This window comes from Flavobacterium tyrosinilyticum, assembly GCF_023656565.1.
Taxonomy (GTDB): Bacteria; Bacteroidota; Bacteroidia; order Flavobacteriales; family Flavobacteriaceae; genus Flavobacterium; species Flavobacterium tyrosinilyticum.
On the sequence record NZ_JAMOKG010000003.1, the window covers coordinates 96,129 to 122,373 of the forward strand.

A 26,245-nucleotide genomic window follows, 5' to 3' on the forward strand; every position below is an offset into this window, starting at 1 on the left:
AATAAACCATGAAATAGTCTATTATCTTTATGCTGCAAAAAACTAAAAGTGATATCTTTTAAACGCTTCAATAGCCGAATAATCTGCTAAACCTAAGCTGTGATATTTTTCTGCAGTCAATCTATTTCTATCTTCAACTCGAACCCAAAACTCTCTACTGTCATCACCTTGAAACATAACGCCGTCTTTTTGAGACTGGTGATAAAAAATAGCATGACGTTTCTTTAAAACTTGGTCAGGACTCATTGGTACTGCCATGTCAATTTGGTACGATTCCCATTCATGCCATGCGCCTCGGTATAACCAAACCCAGCAATCATCCATAAAGCTTTTGTTTTTTAGTCTTTTCAAAGCTTCAAACAAACTGTCTAAACATACTTTATGAGTTCCGTGCGGATCTGCTAAATCTCCAGCGGCATAAATTTGATGCGGTTTTATTCTTTCAATAATGTCACACATAATGTCAACATCTGCATCTGAAAGATTATTCTTTTTAACCGTTCCTGTTTCGTAAAACGGAAGATCTAAAAAGTTTACGTTAGAATCTGGCAAACCAATGTAACGAGTTGCTCCAAAAGATTCGCTTCTTCTTATTAATCCTTTTAATTTTCTAACTTCTAACGAGTCAATTTCGTTTCCAGTTCTGGTCTGAAGAAAATCGATTATTTTATCAGACATTCTAGAATCTGGATGTAATGCTTTCGAAATTTCTGCAAACTTTAAAGCTTCAACATCTGAAACCGCAATATTTCCAGAAGTCTGATAAGCAACATGAACCTCGTGCCCCTGCTCTACCAAACGGTCGAATGTACCTCCCATTGAAATCACATCATCATCTGGATGCGGGCTGAAAATGATAATTCTTTTCTTTTCCGGCGTGGAACGCTCCGGTCTGTACGTATCATCAGCATTGGGTTTTCCGCCCGGCCATCCCGTGATGGTTTGCTGCATTTTATTGAACATTTTAATATTCAAATCGTATGCAGTTCCTTCCTCCGTCAAAAGACTCGACATTCCGTTGTCGTTATAATCTTTATCCGTCAGTTTTAGGAAAGGTTTCTTCGTCAACTCACTTAACCAAGCCACCGCTTTTAATTTTAACTCATCTGTCCAAACACAAGACTTTACCAACCATGGTGTTTTTACTCTTGTTAGTTCAGACGAAGCTTCTGTATCTAGAACAAATGTTGTGTTGTTATGCTCTTGCAAATACGTAGCTGGAACTTGCGAAGAAACTTCCCCTTCGATTGTCTTTTTTATAATTCCTGCTTTACTGATTCCCCAGCCAAGCAAAACAATTCTTTTTGCATTTCTAACGGTTCCAATTCCCATTGTTATGGCTTTTCTCGGAACATTGTCAATTCCTAAAAAAGAAGAAGCCGCATCGACTCTCGTGATATGATCCAAAGTAATACTTCTAGTTCCCGAATTCACATGAGAACCTGGTTCATTAAACCCAATGTGTCCTGTTCTACCGATTCCTAAAAGCTGAAAATCTAATCCGCCGTACGATTTAATTTTCATCTCATAATCGATGCAATATTGCTGTAATTCCTCGGCACTCACCTGCCCGTCTGGAATATTTATATTTTTAGGAAGAATATTTACATGATGAAATAAATGTTCGTGCATAAAATGATAATAACTCTGAATATCATTTTTATCCATCGGATAATATTCATCTAAGTTAAAAGTCACAACATTTTCAAAACTTAAACCTTCCTCTTTGTGCATTCTAACCAATTCTTCATAAACCTTAATTGGCGAAGAACCTGTAGCCAAACCTAAAACACATGGTTCGTTTAGCTCGTTTTTTCTCTGAATTAAATTGGCAATTTCTTGCGCGACAAGTAAAGAAGCTTCTTGCGACGATTCGAAAATAACATTGTGAATTTTCTCAAAACGAGTTTCTTCAAATTTCCCTGCTTCTCTAAAACCTATATCTTCTTTAATCATATGCCTTGTCATTTAATTTCTAAAATAAAAGTAGAATTAAATTATCCGTTCCTCTCAAAAATTCGACTAATAACGACTGCGCTTCGGCAAAAGACAAAATAAGATGTGCTAAGTTATTTTAACTTCGCAAAGAAGCATTTATTCAATTACCCCAATTTCAGCAATTGAAACGGTTTGCCCTTTTCCTACAGCAGCTGTAGCAACAAATCGTAAAAATCTTGCTTTTACCGCAGTAAAACTCTTAAGCTGCTCAATTGGATTGTGTTTGATGTTAGAGAATTCTCCTTCTGATTGTTTTGTCCAAGTAATATTATCTTCGCTGGTATAGAATTCATAATTCGAAATCAAATTCAAATTATTTCCAACTTGCTGTGGCGTGTATGTAAAGCCTTTTATTTCTCTTGCTTCGCCCATATCGATAATGATTGCTTGAGGCAGTTTATTTTCGTTATTTCCAAATCCCCAATCGGTATTGGCATCTCCATCAATAATTCTTTCAACCGATTTATCATCTCCGCTTGAAATAGAAATCACGCTCCATTTTTCTTTAGAAACACCATATTTGGCTGTTTTTATGGCGCTGTTGATTTTCTCTTTTGTATTTCTCGAAATAGCTTTAATTTCTACTGCTTTATTGTATACAAATGGCGCTTTGTATAAAGTACTTTTTTCTGAAGGATTTTTTCCGTCAAGCGAATAATAAACAGCATTGCCGCTTTCCGATTTAATCGTAACCAAACCATTTTTATCACGAAGAATTTGAGGTTCCTTAACGAAAGTCGGAGCATTATACGCTTGAATTGTACTGATTACAAATCCTGCTTTAGCATCTAAAATATTAACTCTTATTGCAGAAGCTGTAACACGATCTAATCGAAGAATTCTTTTGTAACCAATTGTAGTTTCGTTGGCAATCGTTTTCCATTGTCCATCCACTTTTGCCTCAACAGAAAATTCTTTTACACGTTGCCCAAGTTTAATATACTCTTGAAGTAAAATTCTATTGATTGCAGTTGGCTTTTTAAACGTAAATTCGATTGTAGCTAGTTTTACTTTATCGTCGGTTGCCCAATACGTATTTTTATCTCCGTCAATTACATTCTGAGGTCCAAAATTAGAATCATTTCCGCGAATGTTTGAAGCTTGAACCTGATTTCCCGCTAATAGTTCTTTTTTGAAATCGGCTTTAATTGTAGCAACCAATTCTTTCAATCTCGCTTCGTCATTTTCATGAACCAGACCGCGAGTATCAACAGGAAGATTTAATAATAAAGTAGCATTTCGTCCAATCGATTCGTAATAAATATCGACCATTTCGTCCAGCGAACGAACCTTATCGTCTTCAACAGAATGATAAAACCATCCTGGCCTGATCGAAACATCGGCTTCGCCAGGAACCCATTTTTCACCGTCTTCATGTCCAGACATGAATTCGCTATAATGTACTTTTCCAGCCAATTCATCTTTTTGACGAAGTAACGACCAATTGGTTTTTCCTGCGCGTCCCTCTTCGTTTCCAATCCATCGAGCTTCAGATGGACCAACTCCCCAAACTAATGTTTTTGGAGCGATATCGTAAATTAGCTTATAAGTTTCATCCCAATTATAATAAGTTAATGAATTGATTTTTCTGGTTTCGTTCGCACCGCCATAATAGCCGTCACCACCGTTTGCACCGTCAAACCACATTTCAAAAACATCTCCGTAATTCGTCAATAATTCTTTTAACTGATTTCTGAAATACGTTATATATTCAGGTTTGCCATATTGCGGATGGTTTCTATCCCAAGGCGAAAGGTATAATCCGAGTTTTAAATCGTATTCTTTACAAGCTTCGGCCAATTCTTTTACCAAATCTCCTTTTCCATTTTCCCAAGGCGAATTCTTAACTGAACGTTCTGTGTAAGCTGAAGGCCATAAACAGAATCCGTCATGATGTTTAGCAACCAGAATTATTCCTTTCATTCCCGCCTCTTTTACCACGCGCGCCCATTGACGAACATCTAACTGCGACGGATTAAAAAGTTCTGGCGACTCGTCACCGTAACCCCATTCTTTATTGGTAAAAGTGTTTAATGAAAAATGCACAAAAGCATAGAATTCCATTTCCTGCCAATCGATTTGTTTCTGTGTCGGAAGCGGTCCAAAAGGCTTTGGTGCATTGGCGAATTCCTGACTTGAAGCATTAGAAATTACACCCAAAAGACATAAGGAAAGGAATATTTTTTTCATTGCTGATCTGCTTTAAAATGGTCTATAAAGCATAAATGTACTATAAATTGAAATCTCACGAATAGAATTTCGACCAACAACAGATTCTAAAGCGTTTTGGTCGAAAGTACATTTCTAGTAAATATATCTTATTGAGAATTAGGTCAAACTTTTTGTCTTGATTCTAAAAATAGAAATTAGAATAATAGATAAAATTACAAAGGACAATAAAACAAAAAATCCGTTTATAATTGCCGTTTGAAAACCTAATTGGGTTGCATCTATAAAAGGGTACGGATAAAATTCGGTTGCAAGTCCGTGAAACAAAGTGTAAATAATATAAATGATAGGGTAAATCAACCAATATGAAATAACTTTAAAAGAGATCTTCTCTGGACTTACAAAAAACAGCCAGAAAACGAAAAATAAAATGGGAACGACTGTATGAAAAATTTCGCTCACAATAAGATGATGTCCTTCTAAATGGAGAGTTGAGCGAAGGAGCAAATTAAAAACAATTCCGACAATCAATATATAAACTGTAATTGCCGTAAGAGTAGTGCACTTTCTAAAGAAAACATTTGCCTTGCTTTTGCCTCCAAATAATAACAAAGCACTGCAAAGAAAAACGATTGTATTTGTTGTAATAGTAAAGAAACTAAAAAAGCGGACTGCTGCGCTGAAAAAAGTAAATTCAGGATTTTTTAACAGCAAGTAAAACTGTACAGGCAAGGCGTATAATTCTAAGGCAAAAATAATACCCAGCAAAATCTCCCCTTTTATTTTTGTGGTATTTTCTCTTTCCATATTTCGCTAAAAGTCAGATTACTAAAATAAGGATTTTATTCGAAATATTTACAGCACTCTTTTCTGTTTCTCACTCTCAGCAATCGTTTTTTCAAGCCTTGACAGTTGTGTTTTTTCCTGCTTAGCACTCATAATCCAATGAATTATTACCTTTTTATAAGAAGGCGCTTGCTTCTCAAAATATTCCCAAGCGATTTTATTGTTTTTAAACTGTTTTTCGTAAACTTCTAACAGCGGAACTGCTTCTTTTTCATGCGAATAAATCTTAGACTTATTTTCAGTTCTAAAACTAAAGGCTTTCAAACCAGCATCTGTCATAAGTCCAGCTTTAGTCAAATCTTCCATCTTCTGAATATTAATCGCACTCCAGATGCTAGAAGTTTTTCTCGGGGTAAAACGAATCGTATAGCTTTCTGCATCAATAGATTTTCGAACACCATCAATCCAACCAAAACAAAGTGCTTGATCAACCGATTCTGACCAACTCATAGAAGACTTTTTACTTGTAACTTTATAAAAACCAACCAAAAGTTCTTTTTCTTTCTGATGATTTTTCTCGAGCCATTTTCTAAAGTCTAATTGATCTGCGAAAAATGTTGGTGTCATTTTTGTTTTTTTTTATAAATGTATAAAGAATCTCGCAAAGGCGCTAAGTCGCAAAGTTTATTAAAAAAACTAAACCATATAAGTTATATAAGTTTAATTAAGTCAAAACTTAAAATCACTTACATAACTTATATGGTTCAAAAAACTTTGCGATTTGGCGACTTTGCGAGATTAATTTACTTTGACTTCAATTATTGAAGCTTGTAAACCAGCAGTTGTCGCTTTCAACTGAATATTTTCTTTCTTCCCATTAGATTGAATAATCACAATACATTTTCCATTAAACAGTTTACAAGAATTGGATTTAAAAGAATCCAAATTAGCTTGATAGCCATTATCAACACCAACTAATTTTCCTCCGCCAGAAACTTCAAAATTAATCAAATCCATGGCGTTTGGCACTAAATTTCCATCTTTATCAGTCATAGAAACGGTTACATAAACCAAATCGTAAGTATCATTTTTCATTGAAGTTTTATCAGCTTGCAAGTCTAATTTAGAAGCTTCTCCTGCAGTTCGGATTTCCTTTTCTAAAACTACTTTTCCGTTCTTTCTTGAAATCGCTTTTAATGTTCCAGGTTCAAATTTTACACGCCAAGAAATATGCAGATCATCATTTTGTTTTGCTTTTTTTCCTAGAGATTTTCCGTTTAAGAATAATTCTACTTCATCAGCATTATTATAATAGGCCCAAACTTCTACTTCCTGATCTTTTTTCCAGTTCCAATGCGGTAAAATGTGCAGAACAGTTTTGTTCGACCATTCACTTTGGTACATATAATACACATCTTTTGGAAGTCCAGCTAAATCAACGATTCCAAAATATGAACTTCTTGCAGGAAATGGATACGGATCTGGTTCTCCGATATAATCGAATCCTGTCCAGATAAAAGTTCCCGCCATGAAATCCTGCTTTTTAATCGTTTTCCAGTTCTCTTCGTGCGTTGCTCCCCAATACGATTTTACCTGATCGTAAGCCGAAACGGTCCAATCTGCATTTCCGTCAAACGGAGCACCGTGTTTGGTTGGCCAAGCTTTAATTCCGTCAGGGAAATCATAATGCCCGCGCGTTTCTAAAGCCGAAACACTTTCAGATGCTAATATCTTTTGTCCTTTAAATTTAGTTGGAAAATCTTTATAATCTTCGTGTTTGTAATTGAAACCTAAAAGATCTAAAGCTCCTGATTGGTAAATGAAGTTTTTCTCAATTACATTTTCCGTCAAAGCCGAAGTTACAGGACGAGTTGCATCTAATGATTTTACAATCTTAGCTAATTCTCTGGTAATTACAATTCCAGTTGAATCAAATTGTTCTCTGATTTCGTTACCAATACTCCACATCATTACCGACGGATGATTACGATCTCTTTTGATGAAATCTTCTAAATCCTGTTTATGCCAAGCATCCCAATCTTTATGGTAATCGTTGGTTACTTTTTTCTTTTTCCAAACATCAAAGGCTTCGTCCTGAACAATGAATCCCATTTCGTCGCATAATTGCATCATTTCCAACGAATGCGGATTATGAGACATTCTGATAGCGTTCGCGCCCATTTCTTTCATTAAAGTCAATTTTCTTCTAACAGCATGAATATTTTCAACAGCACCTAAAGCGCCGTTATCGTGATGCAGACAAACGCCGTAGATTTTCGTTGGAACACCATTTAAAGAGAAACCTTTTTCTGAGTCAAAATTGAAAAATCTAAATCCAAGAGGCGTTTGGTAATTGTCAACCAATTTTGATTTCTCATAAACTTTTGTAATAACTTTATACAAATACGGATTCTCTGTACTCCACAATTTCGGCTGATTTAAAACCAAATCATGAACTTTCTTTTCAGATGTCTTAGCTCCAATTTTTTCTATTGAAGTATAATTGGCCACTTCTTTATTTTCTGCATTTACAATCGAAGTAACAAGTCTAAATTCTTTTGCAGAAGCATTATCATTATCAATGGTAACTTCTAAATGTATTTTTGATTTTGCTGCGGAAACTTCTGGAGTCGTAGCGTAAGTTCCCCACTTTCCTACATACAATTTTTCGCTGGCAACTAAACGTACATTTCTATAAATTCCAGATCCCGTATACCATCTCGAATTGGGTTGTGCATCGTTATCAACTTTTACGGCAATCAAATTCTCTTTTCCGAAGTTTAAATATTGCGTCAAGTCATAACCAAAAGAAATATATCCGTTTGGACGAACTCCTAATGATTTTCCATTTATGAAAACTTCACTGTTCTTAAAAACACCGTCAAATTCAATTGAAACGGTTTTGTTTTTCCAGTTCGTAGGAATTGTAAAAACTTTACGATACCAGCCTTTTCCTGCAGGTAAAAATCCCTGTGCTTGTTTGGTTTTGCTATCTTTATCAAAAGCACCTTCAATACTCCAATCGTGTGGCAGTTGAAGTGTTCTCCACTCTGACACATTGAAATTAGATTGAATTGCTTCTGGATAATCTCCTAATTTGAAGTTCCAGTTTCTATTAAAATCTTCGACAATTCTGGCTTGCTTTTGCGCAAAAATGGATACCGAAAACAATAAGGCAATTGTAATTTTTTGAAATATGTTTTTATGTTTTATCATAAATATGTTTTTTATTCTAATCGTATTTTTCTGTAGAGACGCACCGCAGTGCGTCTAACACACAGTATGGACAATTGGAGCGTAGACGCACTGCGGTGCGTCTCTACAATAAAACCTTGGTGTCATTGCGCCTTCGTGGCAAACCACCATTTACTGAAACTCAAAATTATCCAACATTAATCCCTTCAAATCATCACCTTCTAGCGTTATTTTATACGTTCCTGCATTAATATATCCTCCAGAAGTCGTATTCAAAATCTTCCATTTTTCAGGCGAAGGAAAAAACTCAATCGTATCATTTCGCATTAAAATTCCGTAGGCATCTTCCATTTTGAATTTGACTTTTAATGGCGTTTCATTTCTATTCATAAAACGGAAACGCATTAAATAAATTCCGGCAACACCAGGTTTTACTTCAAATTCGATACTGTTATTGGTCTTTTTAGTGAATTCAATATAATCCGCTTTTTTGAAATTTCCTTTTTCGATTCCAGTTCCTGTTGTTTTTGCTTTTTCGGCTTCAATAATTACAACAGGTCTTGAATCGTCTTTTTCGCCCATATCATAAGTTGGAAAGACTGCGATTGTAGAAATGGTTTCAGAATTATCAAAAATAACTTTCTCACCTTTCTTCACTTTTTTAGTGAAAACTACAAATTCGTTTTGACTGCTATTTTTAGCTTTTTCTTCTAACTTTTTATAATCTGAAAATCGCTCTAAATTCAATTTTTTATTATCTGCAAAAAAATATAATTCTGAATCTTCTTTAGCAGTAAACGAACCTTTATTTTTAGAATGAGATGAAAACTGCAAATAATCCGCTCCAAAAACCTCAGAAGGCAATTCGGTAAAAATAACATCAGAATCTGAATATTGTTTTGAATTAATATCCAACCATGAAGCTATTTTGTTGGTTTTAGCATAAAAATCTAAAACTAGATTTTGAATGTTTTTTGAAGATTCTTCTGCTGGTCTTGCGTGAATGTCTTTTGTCGCAATTGCAATTGCTGAAATAATCGCCTGCGAAGCTTTTACATTTGGGAACGAAATAACTATTTTTCCGTTTGTGCTTTTTACTTTGAATGTTTTCTTCAAAGCGTTATCATGTCCTGCTTCTGCCCAAATGTCAAAATCTTTTAAAACTACATTGTCATTAATGGCAACATCAAACAAACGCCATCCTTTGCAGTCTAACCCTCCGCCAGTTCCGTACCAAGGTTCTGTGAAATATAATTCTATTAAATATTCTCCGTCTGGTGCAGGAAATTCATAACGCAATTTATCAACTCCATATCTAAAACTTTGAAATAATGCCGAATCTTTTGTTCCATTTATCGGGTCGAAAGTGGTTCTTTGACTCGCAAAAAAGTCAGGAAGTTTTTCAAAATTATCTGTCCATGATAAAGAACCCCAAGTATTCTGTCCATTTTTATGAGTATCCGTTAACCAAGTATTTCCAGCAGAATCTGTCAATTCAGAACCTCCGCAATTGACTCTGTAAATATAATTATAACCACTTTTGGCTTTTGTAATATCTGCTTTATTGGTTGTTAAAGTCTCAAAATTTGGTGCTTTTGGAAAATTATTTAAAACAATATAATCTTTGGCAACTGCTTTTCCGTTTACATATCCAACGGCATACAAAACATTGTACTGAATATTGACATTATTAAATTGAAAATGTTGTCCAATCCCTGGATTTTTTAGTTTTCCTAAAGAAGATTTATTCACATCGTTGAACAATTCTACTTGATCGCAATTTGAGTAAATATCAATTCCGTTTTTGATTCCAGGTTTTTCCCAACGACTTGGCCAAGTATGCGAAACGATATACACCATTGGATTGGTTTTGTTCGAAACATAATTGGCTCGGTACATATAAAAAGCATCCAGAGGTTCGCCCCAAATCGTAAAAAGTCCTTTATAATTGACTGGCCCAACTTTGTCAATATCTCTAAATCCTTCTCCATTTTGTACGCGTCCCGGATTTTCGTGCGAAGCAAAAAGCCAGTTGAATTGTCCCGCAATTTTATCTTTTACCGATTCGGCTTCTCTAACTTTAATTTCCATTAATTGAGAAAAACGGTTTTCGCTCAAAGTTCCCTTTTGGTCAAACTCGCCTTCTGTATGCAAATCGGCTGAACGCCATGCGCCATATTCTCCGTTTAAAAGCTGAGTCGTCATTTCTAAATGATACTTCAACGGATCTCCACCATAAGTTCCTGACCAGTTTTGAACGACATTCCAATCTGTTCCTTCTCCACCGTTACAAGTTGTTACGATTCTTTGAGAAGCAGATAACGGATCCATTTGTCGGATAATCTGCGTGCATTCTTCGGCAAATTCTTTCGGAATGGTACTTTCATTCTGCAATCCCCACATGACAACCGATGGGCTGTTTCTGCGTTCTTTAATCCATTCTCGTAATAAGGTTTTAAAGTTTTCTTTGAATTCTGGCGTATCGTACCAAATATGTGCTGAAAACTGACTCCAAAACAGGATTCCGTTTTCGTCTAATTCTTTTTGATATAATAAATTATGAGGCTGATGTGCTTCTCTAAAAGCATTAAATCCGCCTGCTTTGATTTGTTCGATTCTGGAATGAATCATCTCGTCTGAAAACGAATGACTTTTTCCAATCAAATGTTCGTATTCGCAAACTCCATTGATAAAAACTGGTTCATCATTAATAAAAAAACGATTGTCCTTTCCGTCACGACTAACCGGCCAACTTACCCAACGAATTCCATAAGGTGTTGCTAACTGATCTATTATTTTTCCGTTTTCGTAAATTGAAGTCACCAATTTATACAAATACGGATTGGATGGCGACCATAATTTCGGATTTTGAATCTCAGGAAGTGTCTGTGCTATTTCCTTTGTTTCTTCCGAATTGATTTTGTTGTCACTTTTTATGATAACAACTTTCTTCCCCGAAGCATCCAGAAGAATATTTTCAATCGTTAAATTTCGTTGTGAAGTGCCGTAGTTCTTGATTTCCGTTGTAGTATGAAGAATCGCTTTTTGTTTGGAAACCGATTTATCATTCCAAATGTGAACTCCGAAAGGCTGAATTCTCAAATCGTTTGTAATTACCAAAGAAACTGGTCTGAAAATTCCCATTGGCTGAGAACCTTCTGAAAATCCCCACTCTCCAGAACAGCCCCCGCAAACCCAAGGCAAATCGGCAATAAAAGAAGGATGTGCTGCTTTTACTAAAATGATATTTTCTTTGTCGAAAGAAACAGCTTTTGTAATGTCTAAAGTAAAAGTGGTTCTTCCACCTTTGTGTTCGCCCACTTTTTTACCGTTTACCCAAACTGTTGCATAAGAACTTACACCTTCGAAATAAAGGAAATGCTGTTTTGAACTCTCTTTTTTATCAAGTTTTAGCGATTTTTTGTACCATGCAGTACCGTGTAAATTTCCATGTTTTGTTCTTCTAAAACCATAATACTGATCCCAATTGTGAGGCACACTAACCTTTTGCCAATTGGAATCAGTTTTTGGATTTTCTACAAAATCTTCCTCTTTCAGCGGAAGATTATCCAGTATTACGGTTTCCCAAGACGAATTCAGTGAAATTTCTTTACGAAACTTCCCTGAATCTTTGCTCTGACTCCAAACAGAGCAAAAACTTGAGAAAAAACAAAAAATAAAAAAAACTATTCTATTCATATTTTCTATGTCCTGCAAGGTTTTCAAAACCTTGTAGGTTTTTATTTTTAACGTCCATTTACAATACCTACAAGGTTTTGAAAACCTTGCAGGAACGCATAGGCTAATAAAACAACCAGTCAATAGCGGCTTTTTCTCCTGCATCGATATATCCAACATCGCGTGGTGTTATGGTTTGATCTGCGTCGATGAAACCTAAAATCAATACTTTTCCTTTTCCTAAATCTAATTTATTCTCGCCCGGTTGGAAAGTGTATGTATGAATGTTTACACGCGGTAAATCTTTTAAATTCATCGCACTTGCCAGAATCACTTCCGCTTGACCGTGCGCATTTCCTGCTGCGTCGGTTTCTAAACTTGGCGGTAATAAAAATCTCTTTTGATCTGAATTGAAATAACCCACCACTAATTTAACCGCTTTTGTGTTTTTAAACTTCAAATGCGTTCCTTTTTCGTTTTGATCGTTTTCTACAAATGAGAATCCTCTTAGGTTTTGAAGTTCAGGAGCAATTTTAGTTAATTCAGAAATGTCTGTTCCGTACACTTTTGTTCCGGTTTTCACTAAATAGGTTCCCGGCTTTTCATCAATAAAAGTTACTTCTGCCGTTTTCCAGGGTTTCCCTTCTTTGGTTTCGATCTTACCGTCTTTTGAGGCTTTTAACTTCTCTAGATTTCTTTTGAAATTAGCCAACTCGCGCTCATAATGTGGCAATAATTCAGCCCAAGTTTTGTTGTTTCCATCGTCTCCTCCAATTGGAATTCGGCGTTGAGCTGTCTGCATACTGTTGGCATAATAGTATGTATCTTTTGTCAAGTTTACCAATAATTCGTAATGCTCGATGCTTTTCTCTAAATGAGGCATTGCCTTGTCTAAATCGGTAATATCATTTGAATAACTGTATCTTAAAACCAATAATGCTGCTTTTACTTTTTCTGAGAAGAAATCGGCGAAAGCCTTATAAGCATGCATATCATTCTTAAGACGCTCAAATTCTTCTTTGTCTTTGGTTACACTAGCTTCGGCTTTGTCGATGGCTTCAACGGCCAATCTTCCGTGTTCTGTAATTTCAGCAATAATCTGTGTTGGAAGTTCACCAGAATGCGGTTCTTTGTTCCACTCTTTTTTAGCATATTCTAAAAGCAATTCGCCTGCTGGCCCACAAGATTCGTGGAATCCTGGATAAACTCTCCATTTCGACGGATTCACCAACTGACTTTCGAACATTCCTAACAATAAAGTTTGGCGGTTTCCTTCGGTAATTCCAAAACGTCTTAATGTTTTTGGAGCAATTTCTCCTGTTTCTTCATAAGCTTTTAAAATGTTGTTAGCCGCTTCCTGACTCGTTCCGAATTTCGCTGCTAAATCATTATCCCAATATTTAACTTCTTCATTTCTATCTCTTTTGCTGTCCCAAGCATATCTTGCCCAAGCTTTGTACCAAATCCAGTCACGATCCATTTCTAATAAACGTTCGCCTGATTTCGTTTTATCTGCTGAATACGGCCAATCCCAATACGAAGCTTGCGGATATAAATGCAATGCATTTGCCCCGTGAACGCTGTGCATCGCTTTTACCGTTTTCTGAATAAAATCTGGTGAACCGTATCTGAAAGGTTCTAAGTTAGCCAAAATATGAACGTTCTCAATATGAATCGATTTAAGAGCACTCAATTGTTTGTGTGTTTCTCCCCAAGGTCCGCCCGGCGTGTAAGTCGTTAAAGATTCTCCCGTGTATTTACTTTCTGTGTAAAGGTTTTTGTATAACGGAAGCGATTTTTCCATAACCAAAGGTCCGTCTGTATCGTGAGAACGAAGGATAATTGGCGGTTCTTCTGTTTTTCCTAATGCCTGTAAACCATCGCGAACACCTGGAATAATCGTTTTGGTAAACCATTCTACGTCATCATCAACTGTATTGATGGCTTCTCCCAAACAAACCATTAATCCAACGTTAGGATATTTTTCGATAAAAGCGGCAATTGATTTTCGAGTATAATCAGACAATAAAGGCGTGATTGGGCGCGAACGATCTTGCGTTTTAATGTTATAATGCTCTGCAAAAGGCTTAGAAACAATAATATTATAAAACATCTGAATGACCCAGATTCCTCTTTTGTTGGCTTCAACGGTTAAGAATTTATAGATTTCTTCATTCTTTTTGAAATCTTCGTCGCTTACTTCAACCGCAAACGGATAATCTTTTAATTTTACTAAAGATGCAAAAGGATGTCCGTTCCATAAATAAAGCGAATTCATGCGGTTTTCTACCAGCATATCCAAATACTTCACCCATAAAGATTTATCATAAAACCACGGAAAAGTTTCTGGTGTATACGGATATTCGTAAACATCACGTCCTGGAAGATAAACGGGTTTCTGCATTCCGATGCAAGCTCCTCTCAAAACCATTTCCGGGCTATCGTCAATATTAATTTCTAAAGGAAGTTTTCCTGAAGCTTTAATTTTATCTGTTAATTCTAAAGCTCCATACAAAGCTCCACTTGCATCTGTTCCTTCAATATAAATTACATTTTTTTGCGAACGAATTTGAAAGCCTTCTTTTTTAGTCAATTTACTATCGTCGATTTTGGCGCTTTTAGCATTTTGTTTCCAGAAATCGGTTCCTCTTTCGCTAATAACAATTACTTTATCTTTTGAGTTTTTGAATTTATCGGCTGCAGTTACTTTGAAACCTTTTGATGCAAGTGTTTCTGATAATTTGGCTGCTCCAAATTTTGCTCTTGGCGAATTCGGGTCACTCACAACAGTGATGTTTTGCGCTGTCGCGAAAGAGACGTAAAGACATAAAAAAAGTAATTGTAAATATTTCATAGTATGCTGTTTTTGGGTATTCTATTTTAAAATTAATCTGCTTTTATCTATATAAATCTGCGTGCAAAAAATTTCACGCAGATTAGGCAGATTTAAGCAGATTTCATTTTGATTCTTTTGCCACAGATTAAAAGATTTCCACAGATTAAAAAAATCATTCTAATCCTTTTAATCTGTGGCTATAAATTAATTCTGGAAAATTCGTTTTAAATAAGCCACGTTTGCGCCGTAATTCGCTTTTACATTATGCACTTGCGTTACGTCACGAGAACGCTCTACAATTAGCCATCCGCTCCATTTCATTTCATCCAAAGTTTGTTTGATTTTTGGCATGTCGATCGCTTTGTCATTTTCTAACCAAAACTGATCAGTGTTTGAAGCGTGAATTTGTGCTACATATTTCTTACCTAAGATTTTTAATTCTGATGAAATATCTCTTTTATTATCTAAAGCATTCGCAAAATTGAAAGAGCTTTTTATATATTTTGAATCCACTTCTTCTAAAAGCTTTTTCTCTTCTGTAGCACTCAAAGAAGTTTCAATGGCGATAACGCCACCAATTTTACCTACTTCTTTTCCTGCCCATTGCAGTCTTTTAATCACTTCTGTACGTAATTCAGGATTTTTAACTAAATCGGTTTGTGTTCCTAACGGAAGATAAGCCACTTTTACTTTCATGTCTTTCATCGCTTTGATACAATCCGCAATCATTGGTGTGATTTCTCTTGTGGCAAAAGACTGTGCATAAAATCCAGACATTGCAATTGAACTGATTCCAACGCCAGTTTCTTTCGATTTATCTAAGAATTTTTGTCTTTCAACTGGGTCGCCTAATTTACTGTCAAATGTTGGTCTGTTTCCTAAACCTCCCATATCAAGTTCGATTCCGTCTGCTTTTATTTCTGCAGCTAAACCAAAAGCACCTAATTTTTGTCTTTTTAAAATCATCCAGTCGCAAACTGCCACTTTATATTTTTGCTTTTTGTTTGAAGACTGAGCTGTTGCACAGCTATTAAATGTCGTTGATAAAGCAACAAACAATACAACAATTAAGTTTTTATTTAGCTTCATGTTAATTGGTTTTACCATTAAGGCATTAAGGGAATTAAGCTTCAATACTTTTATTATTATCATTAGAAGATGAAGAAAATTAAGCTTAATGCTCTTTTTAAAAACATAAATTAAGCTCAGCAACTTAACTTTCTTAATCTCTTAATGGTTCAATTTATTTTACTCTTCTTCAGCTTTTACTGCTGTTACGACTTTTCCTTCGTCGCCTGGCCAGATTCCGTTTTTGATTGGGAGTGCAACCAATTTACTTGGATCTACTTTTACGTATTTCAGTTTTTCTCTTCTCCAAGTATAAACGATGTGGACCATTCCGTCTGAACTTTGAATCATCGATGGATAAGAATACTGGCTGATTTTTGAATCTTCTAAAACCAAAGCAGCGTTCCAGTGAATTCCGTCTTTAGAAACCGAAACATTCAAAGGCGTTCTTGGCCCTTTTGCTTCTTTTCCTGGAGGCAAAACGTGATTGTAAACTAACAAATGTCTGCCGTCTTTAAGTGTTACGGCATCAGTTCCTGAGTTATTATTTGGAAGTCCAATTAACTCAACATCCGACCAAGTTTTTCCGTTATCTTTTGAGAATGTGCTGAAAACAGCTCTGTTTCTAGTTCTTCCAATGGCTTGAATACTTCCGTCTTTATGGAATAAAATACTTGGCTGAATCGCATTGATTTTTTGTTTTCCTCTTGGAAGCGTATCGCCCATTACCCAAGTTTTTCCGAAATCTGGAGTAGATTCCATACGAAGTCTCCAGCCATCGCCTTCTATACTTGACGGACATAATAAAGTTCCGTTGCTTAATAAAACTGGTTTATTTTTGATTGGCCCTAAGAAACCGTCTGGCATTTTTTGTGCTTCAGACCAAGTTTTTCCTCCATCAGATGAAGTTCTGATTACGCCCCACCATTCTGATGGTTTTGGTCCGATTTTGTAAAATAACATTAAATCTCCTCCTGGAATTTGATATAAAACCGGATTCCAAGTTGGTAATCTCGGCCCTTCTTTCATCACACCATCAGCTACTTTAACGCCTTCATTCCAAGTATCGCTTCCTTTTGGTTTAATCGCAACGTAAATACAAACATCAGAATTTCTTTCGTGAGTTCCTCCAAACCATGAGGCCACTAAATCACCATTTGTAGCTTCGACGATTGTAATCGCATGGCAAGACGGATAAGGCGCTTTATCGTAAACAAATTGATCTACTAAAATCCCTTCTTTCCAAGTCTTTTTCTCTAAAGCCGATTTACAACTTCCTAAAAGGAAAAGTCCAAACAAGACAAATGCTAATTTTGTTATCTTCATTATTAATTAAATTATGAATTATTTTTTTTGACTTTAAATACATACCTAACATTTTTTTAGGTAAAAATATTTAATAAGTGTAAAAATAACACCAAAAAATTAACAATGTATCCTGTACTGTCCCGAATTATTAAAAATGTAGATTATTTAACGTTTATCGCAAAATTTCCTGACGAAAGTGTGACAATTATTTGATTTTTTTCTACAGAATAAGTGTAAGAAGTCTTATCCAGCTTTTGTTTGTTGATTGAAATACCAGCAATATCGCTTGATGGAAGGTAAACTACTGCCGAAGTATTTGCTGGAACAGTAATATTCCAAACCAGAGCTTTTTTATCTTTTTTCCAATCGCTTTTAATTGTTCCGTAAATTGATTCGTATGAAGCATTTACATAGGTTAATCCAGCATTAAAATCAGGTTTCATGATAATTTGTTTGAAACCCGGAGTTTCAGGATTGCTCTTGATTCCTGCCATATTTTCGTAATACCAAATCAATAAATCACCTAAAAGCATGACATGATTTTGTGAATTCATTGCTGGATCTGCAGTGTTTCCGTTCCAAAGTTCCCAAATGGTTGTCGCACCGTTTTCAACCATATAACCCCAGCTTGGATACGTTTTGTTTGAAGCTAATTTGAATGCCAAATCGCCACGACCGAAATTAGTCAGCGTTCGCATTAAAAACTGTGTTCCGATAACGCCTGTACTTACATGACCGTTTTTTGTCACTTCTACTTCATGCACTAAATTTTCGAAAACTTTTTGCTCTAATTCTTTTGGAACCATTCCGAAAGTCAAAGGCAGTAAATTGGCTGTTACGGTATTATTGGCGTAATTGTTTTTGGCTGCATTAAAATATTTAGCATTAAATGCCTTTTTGATTCTTGAAGCTAATTCGTCATAATGTTTAATATCATTTTCAGCATTCGCGATTACAGCAAATTTCTTCATGATATTTAAAAGTTGATAATAAAACGCACTCGAAATCAATTCACCGTCTGTTAAACGAGAAGGATCTTTCGAACGAATTAATTCCAAAGACTCTGGCGGAACACACCAATCACCATATTTATCTTTGGTCATGATATCATCAACCAAATAGTTTTCCTCCATATAATCCATCCATTTTTTCATTGACGGATATTGTTTTTCTACTACTTTTTTGTCTCCAAACTGCTGATACAACATATCCGTAACCGTTATATACGTTCCCGGCCATGTTACATTATCGCCATAATAACGCCAGAAAGCTGGTGCCACATCCGGAATTCCGCCATCAATAGTTTGAGCATTTCTAATATCATCTAACCATTTTGCGTATAAAGTCTGATTATCGAATAAGAAACTTTCTCCGTAAGCTCCAGTAGTTCTGTCTCCCAACCAAGGCTGACGCTCATTTCTCTGCGGACAATCAATTGGCATTCCTTTGTAATTTCCGCTGATTCCCCACCATGCATTCTTAAAAATCTGATTCATAATTGGGTTAGAAGAATCAAAAGTTCCCGTTGTAGCAATGTCATCGTAAACGACTTTTCCAACGAAATTTTCTAAAGTCGGTTTGGTTTTGAAACCTGAAATTTCTACAAATCTGAAACCGTGAAAAATAAAACGAGGTTCCCAAACTTCTTCGCCTTCTCCTTTTAAAGTATAAATATCAGTCGTTTTGGCATCACGAAGATTGGCAATGTATAATGAACCATCTGGCTGTAAAGATTCAGCAAATTTCATCGTGATTTTATCGCCCGAATTTCCTTTCACTTTCAATTGTAACCAGCCCACCATATTTTGCCCCATATCTAAGATATAAGTTCCTTTTGGTGTTTGTTTGATTGAAATTGGCTTTACTTCGCGTTTAATCTTCATATTCGCAGACATCTGTCCTTCGTAGAATCCGCCTGGTTCCTGAACATATTCTGCCGAAAGCCATTTTTTATCATTAAAATTAATGGCATTCCAGCCCTTCATTTCTTTACGTGCATCGTATTCCTCACCGTCGTATTCGTTGTTAGATAAAATTGGTCCGTCAGTTGTAATTTTCCAAGTGTCATCTGTGCGAATAACGTCTTTGCTTCCATCAGTATATTCTACAAACAACTGCAAAGCCATTTTCGGGTAACCAAAAGTCTTGATTTTATAAGGTTTATAATCCTGACGCATGGTAAAAAAACGTCCGTTTCCTAAAATCGTTCCCAATGCATTTTTACCTTCTTTCAATTGTGAAGTCACATCAAAAACATTGTATTTTACATTCTTCGTATAATCTGTAGGAACGGGAGCTAAAACCTGATCGCCAATTTTATTTCCGTTAATATATAACTCGTACAAGCCCATTCCCATGATATAAACTTTGGCATTTTTGACCTTCTTTTTCAAGTCAATTTCTTTTCTCAAATATCTAGCTGATAATCGAGAATATTGCGAAATACTATCTCCTGGAGAAGTTTTCTCATAACCAATCCAACGAGTCGATTTCCAGTCGGCATAAGTTAAAATTCCGATGCTGAAATGTGCTGTTTCTTTTGATTGAATTTCTCCTTTATTAGTAAAAACTATTACTTTCCAATAAACATCTTGTCTGTCTCTTAGCTTTTTTCCGTTGTAAATTACATTTACAGATTCATCACTTTGCACTTTTCCGCTATCCCATAAATCTGCGTTTCCTGCATTTAATTTTTCTAAAGATGAAGAAGCTAAAATTTGATAATGAGTTTGTTTTACATCATTTATTTCTGCTTTTATTTTCCAGCTCAATCTTGGCTGTAAAACGTCAATTCCTTCAGGATTGGTCAGCATTTCGCATTTTAAGTCACTTACAATGATTTTGTTTTGGGCTTTCGCCGAAATGGTAAAAAGTGAAATGATTAAAGTAAAATGTAAAAAAAACTTTTTCATGATATTATTTTCAGTCCCAGAGGGACGATATATTTATAGATTTTATAATAATTAGTTCCATAAGCCCCAGCGGGGCGACATAATTTTCTATAGGTATCGCTCCGCTGGAGCTTTAATCATTTGGGTGTGTATTTTGCTATAAATATTATGCTTCTCTGAAGCAATCAAACTTTACTCCGAAATCACTCGCTCCAATTTATCAGAAACCGCAATTTCTTTTCCGTTTTTAAAGATTCTAAAACCTTTACCTTTTTTATATTTTTCTCCAGTTTTATCCCAAAGAATGGTGATAATATTTCCGTGATATAAAACATTGTCTAAACAAAACCAATCCCATTTTTCTTGTGGAATCAAAGGATTTACTTCAATCTTTTCATCTGCTCTCGGACGTAAACCAACTAATCCTGTAATTACTAAATCATTAAAAGTCGAATGATTGTAATAACGGCTTCTTTCTCTGTCGCCCATTAACCAATAACCTGTTGTCTCGTCTAAATATTCACCAAGATAAGGTTTCCCTCTGTAATATTGCGATTGAACATATAATTCCATTTGCTTGAAATAATCAGGTTTGGCTACAAAATTCTGATTATAATTATTCAAAACATTCGCCAAAGCCGTTAACGTCTGCGAACTTGCAAATGGCCAAATAGCGCCGTCCCATTCGCAGGTTCCTGTTCCGTGCGTTCTAAAACGCGGACTTCTTCTTTCTGCCGTTGTCAAACCAAACGGAGCCGAAAATCCTTTTTCATCCTTAATTTGCTCCCAAGCTTTTTCAAAACCTTTTCCTTTTTCAGGAAGGTTAAAATACCACGGAATAAATCCGATCGCTTCTCTAACTTGCGCTAATGTATCTTTTTCTGTGAAAGTTTCAAAGAACTCACTTTTCTTATTCCACAATTTCGTTTCTACTAATTGTTGTAAAATGTCAGCTTTAGCTTTGAATTTGTTTTCTGTTTCCTTATCACCTTTCAATTCAGCCATTTTAGAAATTGCTATAGCATTCCCGTACATATAACTGTTAATTGTTGGTCTTGCATTTTGCACTTTTCTTCCTCCGCTTAAGGATTCTTCCATTCCATCTTTTACATCGTGCTGCCAAAACAAACCATCTTTACGCTGACGGTCTTTTTCCCAAACTGCATAATCCGTAACCATATCTGGGTATAAATCCAATAGGAATTTTTCATCCTTATTTACTAAATAACGATTGTACAAAGCATCAGCTGTCCAACTGCTGAATTTATACAATTTATTCATCGGTTTTCCATCATTACCTCGATACCAAAGTTTCACATCCTGCTCAATATATTTAGGATCGTGAACCCATCTGAATTCGTTGATATGATGTCCCAAAGCACAACTGATCATATTGTATTTATCGGCATACGAACGATCTACCAAAAACTCTGTAATCGCAAATCCTTGTGGTGTATTTTTGATATGTTTTCTAACGCTCCACCATCTGAAATAATATATTTCCTCAAAATTCTGCTGTGGACATTCAAACAACGGAATATTCTTTTCCATCCAAGTCCAAGCACTGTCATTCGGAATAGCAAATTTTAAGTTTTCATCTTCCATCGTGTTGAAATAATCCACATAATGTTTGAAGTTTTCTGCTTTTAAAATAACCGATTTTCCTTTTTGAGAATAGTCTGCAGTCGATTTGCAACCGCTGTTTATACAAGCGATTAGTATTGAAAGTGCTATTATGTTATGTTTGAAATGTTGTAACATATTCTAATTATTATTTTAAAACTAATTCTTTGGGCGTGTCCCTCCGGGTCGTGCTGTCCGTTCCCGCTTTTTTTTATTCGGCTGAAAAAGCCTCACAAAAAAGAGCTCCACTTCCATCACTCACGCAAGAGATCTTTACGTTTTCTCACCCCTGCAAGGTTTCCAAAACCTTGTAGGTCTTTTTGATTATTCAATTTTCCGCATTTTTGTCATTTCGACGTAAGGAGAAATCACACTAGATTTTCCAAATAATTAAGCTTTTCTTTGTCGAGTTTCGTGTGTGATTTCTCGTTCCTCGAAATGACAAACTGTACGTAAACCCGACAGGTTTTAAAAACTTGTCGGGTTTAATTCGTTATATTAATTCCCCGAAAAAATATAAGTCTGCCCCGCTTTCATATTCACATCGTAAATAGTATAATTTGGCAATTGTACTTTAGGCAATTTTGCTTCATTAGAAATAATCGGTTTCTTCACTTCTACATCATAAAACAACGGATTCTGATTCTTTCCTTTTGCTTTTTTAAGCAAAGAGCCTTTCAACGTATTTTCTACTTTTAATCTACAGTTTCCTCCAATTTTTGAATAGATTTTTAACTCCGAAACTTTATTATTTTTCCACGTCATATCAATTACAAATCCGCCTCTGGCAACCAATCCTTTTACACTTCCATCTTTCCAAACCGTTGGTAAAGCAGGTAATAAATGAATCGCATCTTCTTGACTCTGCATCAACATTTCGGCAAAACCGGCTGTGCATCCAAAGTTACCATCAATTTGAAAAGGCTGATGCGCATCTAGCATATTCGGATACGTTCCGCCGCCTTTTCTTTGGTCAGCTGTTACCAAATGCAATTGATCCTGAATCAATTTATAAGCATGATTTCCGTCTAATAATCTCGCCCATAAATTCACTTTCCATCCCATTGACCAGCCTGTAGATTCGTCTGTTCTGTAAATTAAAGATTGTTTAGCTGCTTCAAATAATTCAGGCGTTTTAATTGCCGAAATCTGATTGCTCGGATACAATCCGTACAAATGCGAAACGTGTCTGTGATTGTCTTTCGGATTGTCCCAATCGTCCTGCCATTCCTGCAACTGATTGTGTTTTCCAATTTTCATTGGAGGCATTTTTGCCAAAGCATCGCTAACTTTTTTCACATAAACAGCATCTGGAGAAACCAAAGCCGAAGCTTCAATAACATGCGTAAACAAATCAAAAATCAGCTGATTGTCCATTGTAGTTCCAGAAGCAATTGTCGCTTTTCCTGTTCCGCCCGCGTGTGTGTTTTCTGGTGAACTTGAAGGAACAACCACTAAATATTTCGTATTTGGATCAATAACCATGAAATCCAAAAAGAAATCGGCCGCACCTTTCATGATAGGATAAATTTCTGCTAGGTATTTTTTATCTCCCGTGTATAAATATCTTTCCCATAAATCCTGACAAACCCAAGCACCACCCGTCGGCCACATTCCCGAAGCAGCTGAATCTACCGGAGCTGTAACACGCCAAATATCAGTATTGTGATGTAAAACCCATCCGTTTGCATTGTACATCATTCTGGCAGTTTCTGCACCAGTTACAGCTAACTCTTTTGCCATTTGCACAAAAGGTTCGTGCATTTCCTGCAAATTCGTTACTTGTGCAGGCCAGTAATTCATTTCGGCATTGATGTTTGTGGTGTATTTACTGTCCCAAGGCGGTGTTACCATATCGTTCCAAATTCCTTGCAAATTAGCTGGCTGACCGCCTGGCTGTGAACTTGAAATTAAAAGATAACGCCCGAATTGGAAATATAACGAAGCTAACTGCGGATCAAATTGTTTCGAAAAATCTCTGATTCTTTCGTTTGTTGGTTTCTTCACCAAATCATTTGAACCTAAATTTAGAGATACTCTATTGAAGAATTTTTGGTAAAAATCAACATGCGCTTTCTTTATTGTTTCAAAATCTTTTACTTCGGCTTTCGCTAAATAGTCTTTGCTTTTTGCAATTTCATCTCCTGAAATATCCTGATAGTTTTTAAAGTTGGTTGCAATCGAAATGTATAAAGTCACTTCATCAGCCTTATTGATGCTTAAAACGCCGTTGCTGGCATCGATTTCTCCGCCTTTGTTTTTAGCCGTTAATCGACCTTGAAATTTTACTTTTCCTTTTACACCTTCAAAGTTAGTTCCAACTCCCGAAAGGACAATCTGGTTTCCTTCTGTCGAAGTGACTGTTTTATCGATCGGACTGTTCATGAAAACATTACAAGTAATCTGTCCTGGCTGACTTGCAGAAAGTTTCACTACAATTACCTGATCTGAAAATGCAGTTAGAATTTCTCGTGTAAATTCTACGCCGTTTACTTTGTATTTTACTTTCGCAGTAGCGTTGCTGATGTCTAAATCACGGTAATAATCGGTATATTTTTGATGTCCTGCGAAGGAAATATAAACGCTTCCAAAAGTCTGATACGGCATTCCGTCATTCGTCTGCGACATAATATCCTGCGTAGCCAAATCCTGCGCTTCATCAAATTTTCCGTCAAAAATTAACTGACGAACAATCGGAAGTGCTTTAATTGATTTTGAATGTGCATTGCTGTTTGGAGAACCTGCCCAAATCGTTTCTTCGTTCAATTGTAAACGTTCTACCACTGGATCACCAAAGACCATGGCACCCAAACGTCCGTTACCCAAAGGCAAAGCTTCGTTCCAGATTGCTGCTGGTTTATCGTACCATAATTTCAGATCACTTTGAGCTGTTGCTGTCAAGGAAAAAATTCCAAGACATATTGCCGTTATTTTAATTTTTAACTTCATAGTATATATTTTTTTTAGCCACGAATTCACGAATTTACTCTAACTATTCTTTGCGCTTTATTTCTCTAATTTTATCGAAAAAGTTAATCCAATTAATTTTAAAGTAAAAATTGCGTATCGTTTATAAAAAATAAATTCGTGAATTGCTTCGCCTGTTCGCTATCGCTCGGGTCGTGGCTATTTCTTAACCTCGTAAACTTTCAGATTTTTTTCTCCGAACATTTCATATAATTTGTTGATATCTTTCAGTGCGTTTTTTGGCAGATTTTCAGCTTTGTTTCCAAAAACATATAATTTCTCATAAGGTTCAATTACACAAGTCGATTCGTCTATTTCGCCTTTTTCATTCTTCACTTTATTCAAATCAAGATTTAAATATTTCGCCATAAACGGATACAAAGCCATACGTTTCGAGATTCCGAAATCATGTCCTTCTTTTGCAAAATGAGCATTTTCGACTAAATCTTTCTTTCCGTACAATTCATACGTTCTTTGAATAAAAGGAAATTCTAATTCCGGAACTGCCAATGTCCAGTCTTTTCCGTCAGAAACAATCAATTGTGGTTTTGGTGCCATCATCGCAGAGATTTCGGCATTGTTTGTTCCGTTTCCACAAAGATGAATTCCACGACCACTTTCGCATGGACAACCACCTGAGAAATGAGACGAAACCATTACAACTGGAGCTGAAACTTTTACTCGATCGTCAATTGCGGCTAAAAACATCGTATGCGAACCTCCGCCGGAACCTCCAGTAACGCCAACTCGTGACATATCTGCATTTTTTACCGTTGCCAAATAATCCAAAAAACGAATTCCAGTTAAAACCTGAACCGTAGATGCGATGCTATTTCTATGTGTTTCTTCTGGAAATTGTAGTAACGATTCTCCCCAAGCAAATAAATCATAACCCACTACAATTGCTCCCATTTTCGCCATCATAGCACAACGGTACTGCTCGTCTTTTCTGTATCTTCCGTCGCCAAAATGTCCGTCTGGTGTTAAGATAACAGCTGCTTTTTTATTTAGCGGATAAGGTTTGTAAATCGATCCTGTTGCATAAACTCCAGGCAGAATTTCCAAAGCAATATTTTCTACACTGTAGTCTTTATAAATTCTCTTTGGAGTTAAAAGTGGTTTAGATTTCGGCGTAGGGGGCGCCTTATCCAAACCAAATGATTCAATCATACAAGCTTTTAACTCCTTTTTGCGTTTTTCCCATTCCTCTTTAGTAGAATAAAGGCTTTCTAAGTAAAACAAACGTTCTTTTCCTTTATCTACCGAAACTTTATGGTTTTCATACTTGCGTATGATGTAGGTTCCATCAGGTTGTTTGAAATACATTAATTCAAACGGTGCTAGAATATTAGTCAGCGAAAGCGGCAGATTTCCAGGTTCAATTCTCCAATCGGCATAGTCTAATTCTTTTCCTTTTAATAAACCTCTGTCATCGTTGATCGTAACATTAAAAAGAGTTTCTATTTTTTTCAATGTTTCTGATACTGGTTTTCTAAAATTAGTATCAGAAGTGCTTTGCGCATTGGCAAATGTCAAAGCAAAAATGGAAACTAAGAAGATGTATTTTATTTTTTTCATTTTAATATTGTTGTGTTTTTGGTACGCTGATAAAACGGATTCGCTATCGCGAAAACGCTGATTTAAACGGATTTTTTATTTGTTTTACTTAAAAAAAATCCGTGCAAATCCGCGTCTTTACGAAGTAAATCCGTCTCATCCGCGTTCC

The 26,245-nt window shown here is 35.9% G+C and carries 13 protein-coding genes; all 13 read right to left on the minus strand.

Annotated features, from left to right (window positions below):
• Positions 1–42: 42 nt before the first annotated feature.
• Complete coding sequence (gene nagB, locus NCC77_RS15090) at positions 43–1,956, minus strand: glucosamine-6-phosphate deaminase (protein WP_250836322.1); 1,914 nt, start codon at positions 1,954–1,956, stop codon at positions 43–45.
• A gap of 138 nt (positions 1,957–2,094) precedes the next feature.
• On the minus strand, positions 2,095–4,188 hold the full coding sequence (locus NCC77_RS15095) for an alpha-L-fucosidase (RefSeq protein ID WP_250836323.1): 2,094 nt from the start codon (positions 4,186–4,188) through the stop codon (positions 2,095–2,097).
• A gap of 138 nt (positions 4,189–4,326) precedes the next feature.
• Positions 4,327–4,974, minus strand: coding sequence for a Pr6Pr family membrane protein (locus tag NCC77_RS15100; protein ID WP_250836324.1), 648 nt, complete (start codon positions 4,972–4,974; stop codon positions 4,327–4,329).
• 48 nt (positions 4,975–5,022) lie between these two features.
• Positions 5,023–5,580, minus strand: a complete 558-nt coding sequence (locus NCC77_RS15105; RefSeq protein WP_250836325.1) for a YdeI/OmpD-associated family protein — start codon at positions 5,578–5,580, stop codon at positions 5,023–5,025.
• Between the two features lie 171 nt (positions 5,581–5,751).
• Entirely contained in the window at positions 5,752–8,169 is a 2,418-nt protein-coding gene (locus tag NCC77_RS15110) for a glycoside hydrolase family 2 TIM barrel-domain containing protein (RefSeq protein WP_250836326.1), read from the minus strand.
• A 150-nt stretch (positions 8,170–8,319) separates the two neighbouring features.
• Positions 8,320–11,847, minus strand: a complete 3,528-nt coding sequence (locus NCC77_RS15115) for a malectin domain-containing carbohydrate-binding protein (protein ID WP_250836327.1) — start codon at positions 11,845–11,847, stop codon at positions 8,320–8,322.
• A 103-nt stretch (positions 11,848–11,950) separates the two neighbouring features.
• The gene (locus NCC77_RS15120; RefSeq protein ID WP_250836328.1) at positions 11,951–14,680 is read right to left on the minus strand and encodes an alpha-d-galacturonidase; all 2,730 of its coding nucleotides are present in this window, start codon (positions 14,678–14,680) and stop codon (positions 11,951–11,953) included.
• Positions 14,681–14,866: 186 nt separating this feature from the next.
• Positions 14,867–15,751 (minus strand): sugar phosphate isomerase/epimerase family protein, encoded by an 885-nt coding sequence (locus tag NCC77_RS15125; RefSeq protein WP_250836329.1) that lies wholly within the window; start codon positions 15,749–15,751, stop codon positions 14,867–14,869.
• Between the two features lie 159 nt (positions 15,752–15,910).
• A complete protein-coding gene (locus NCC77_RS15130; RefSeq protein ID WP_250836330.1) occupies positions 15,911–17,056 on the minus strand; it encodes a sialidase family protein in 1,146 nt (381 codons plus the stop codon).
• A 143-nt stretch (positions 17,057–17,199) separates the two neighbouring features.
• A complete protein-coding gene (locus tag NCC77_RS15135; RefSeq protein WP_250836331.1) occupies positions 17,200–19,950 on the minus strand; it encodes a glycoside hydrolase family 78 protein in 2,751 nt (916 codons plus the stop codon).
• Positions 19,951–20,121: 171 nt separating this feature from the next.
• Positions 20,122–21,690, minus strand: a complete 1,569-nt coding sequence (locus NCC77_RS15140) for an MGH1-like glycoside hydrolase domain-containing protein (RefSeq protein WP_250836332.1) — start codon at positions 21,688–21,690, stop codon at positions 20,122–20,124.
• Between the two features lie 360 nt (positions 21,691–22,050).
• Positions 22,051–24,501, minus strand: a complete 2,451-nt coding sequence (locus NCC77_RS15145) for a glycoside hydrolase family 95 protein (protein ID WP_250836333.1) — start codon at positions 24,499–24,501, stop codon at positions 22,051–22,053.
• Positions 24,502–24,678: 177 nt separating this feature from the next.
• Positions 24,679–26,097, minus strand: a complete 1,419-nt coding sequence (locus tag NCC77_RS15150) for an acetylxylan esterase (RefSeq protein ID WP_250836334.1) — start codon at positions 26,095–26,097, stop codon at positions 24,679–24,681.
• Positions 26,098–26,245: the final 148 nt, after the last annotated feature.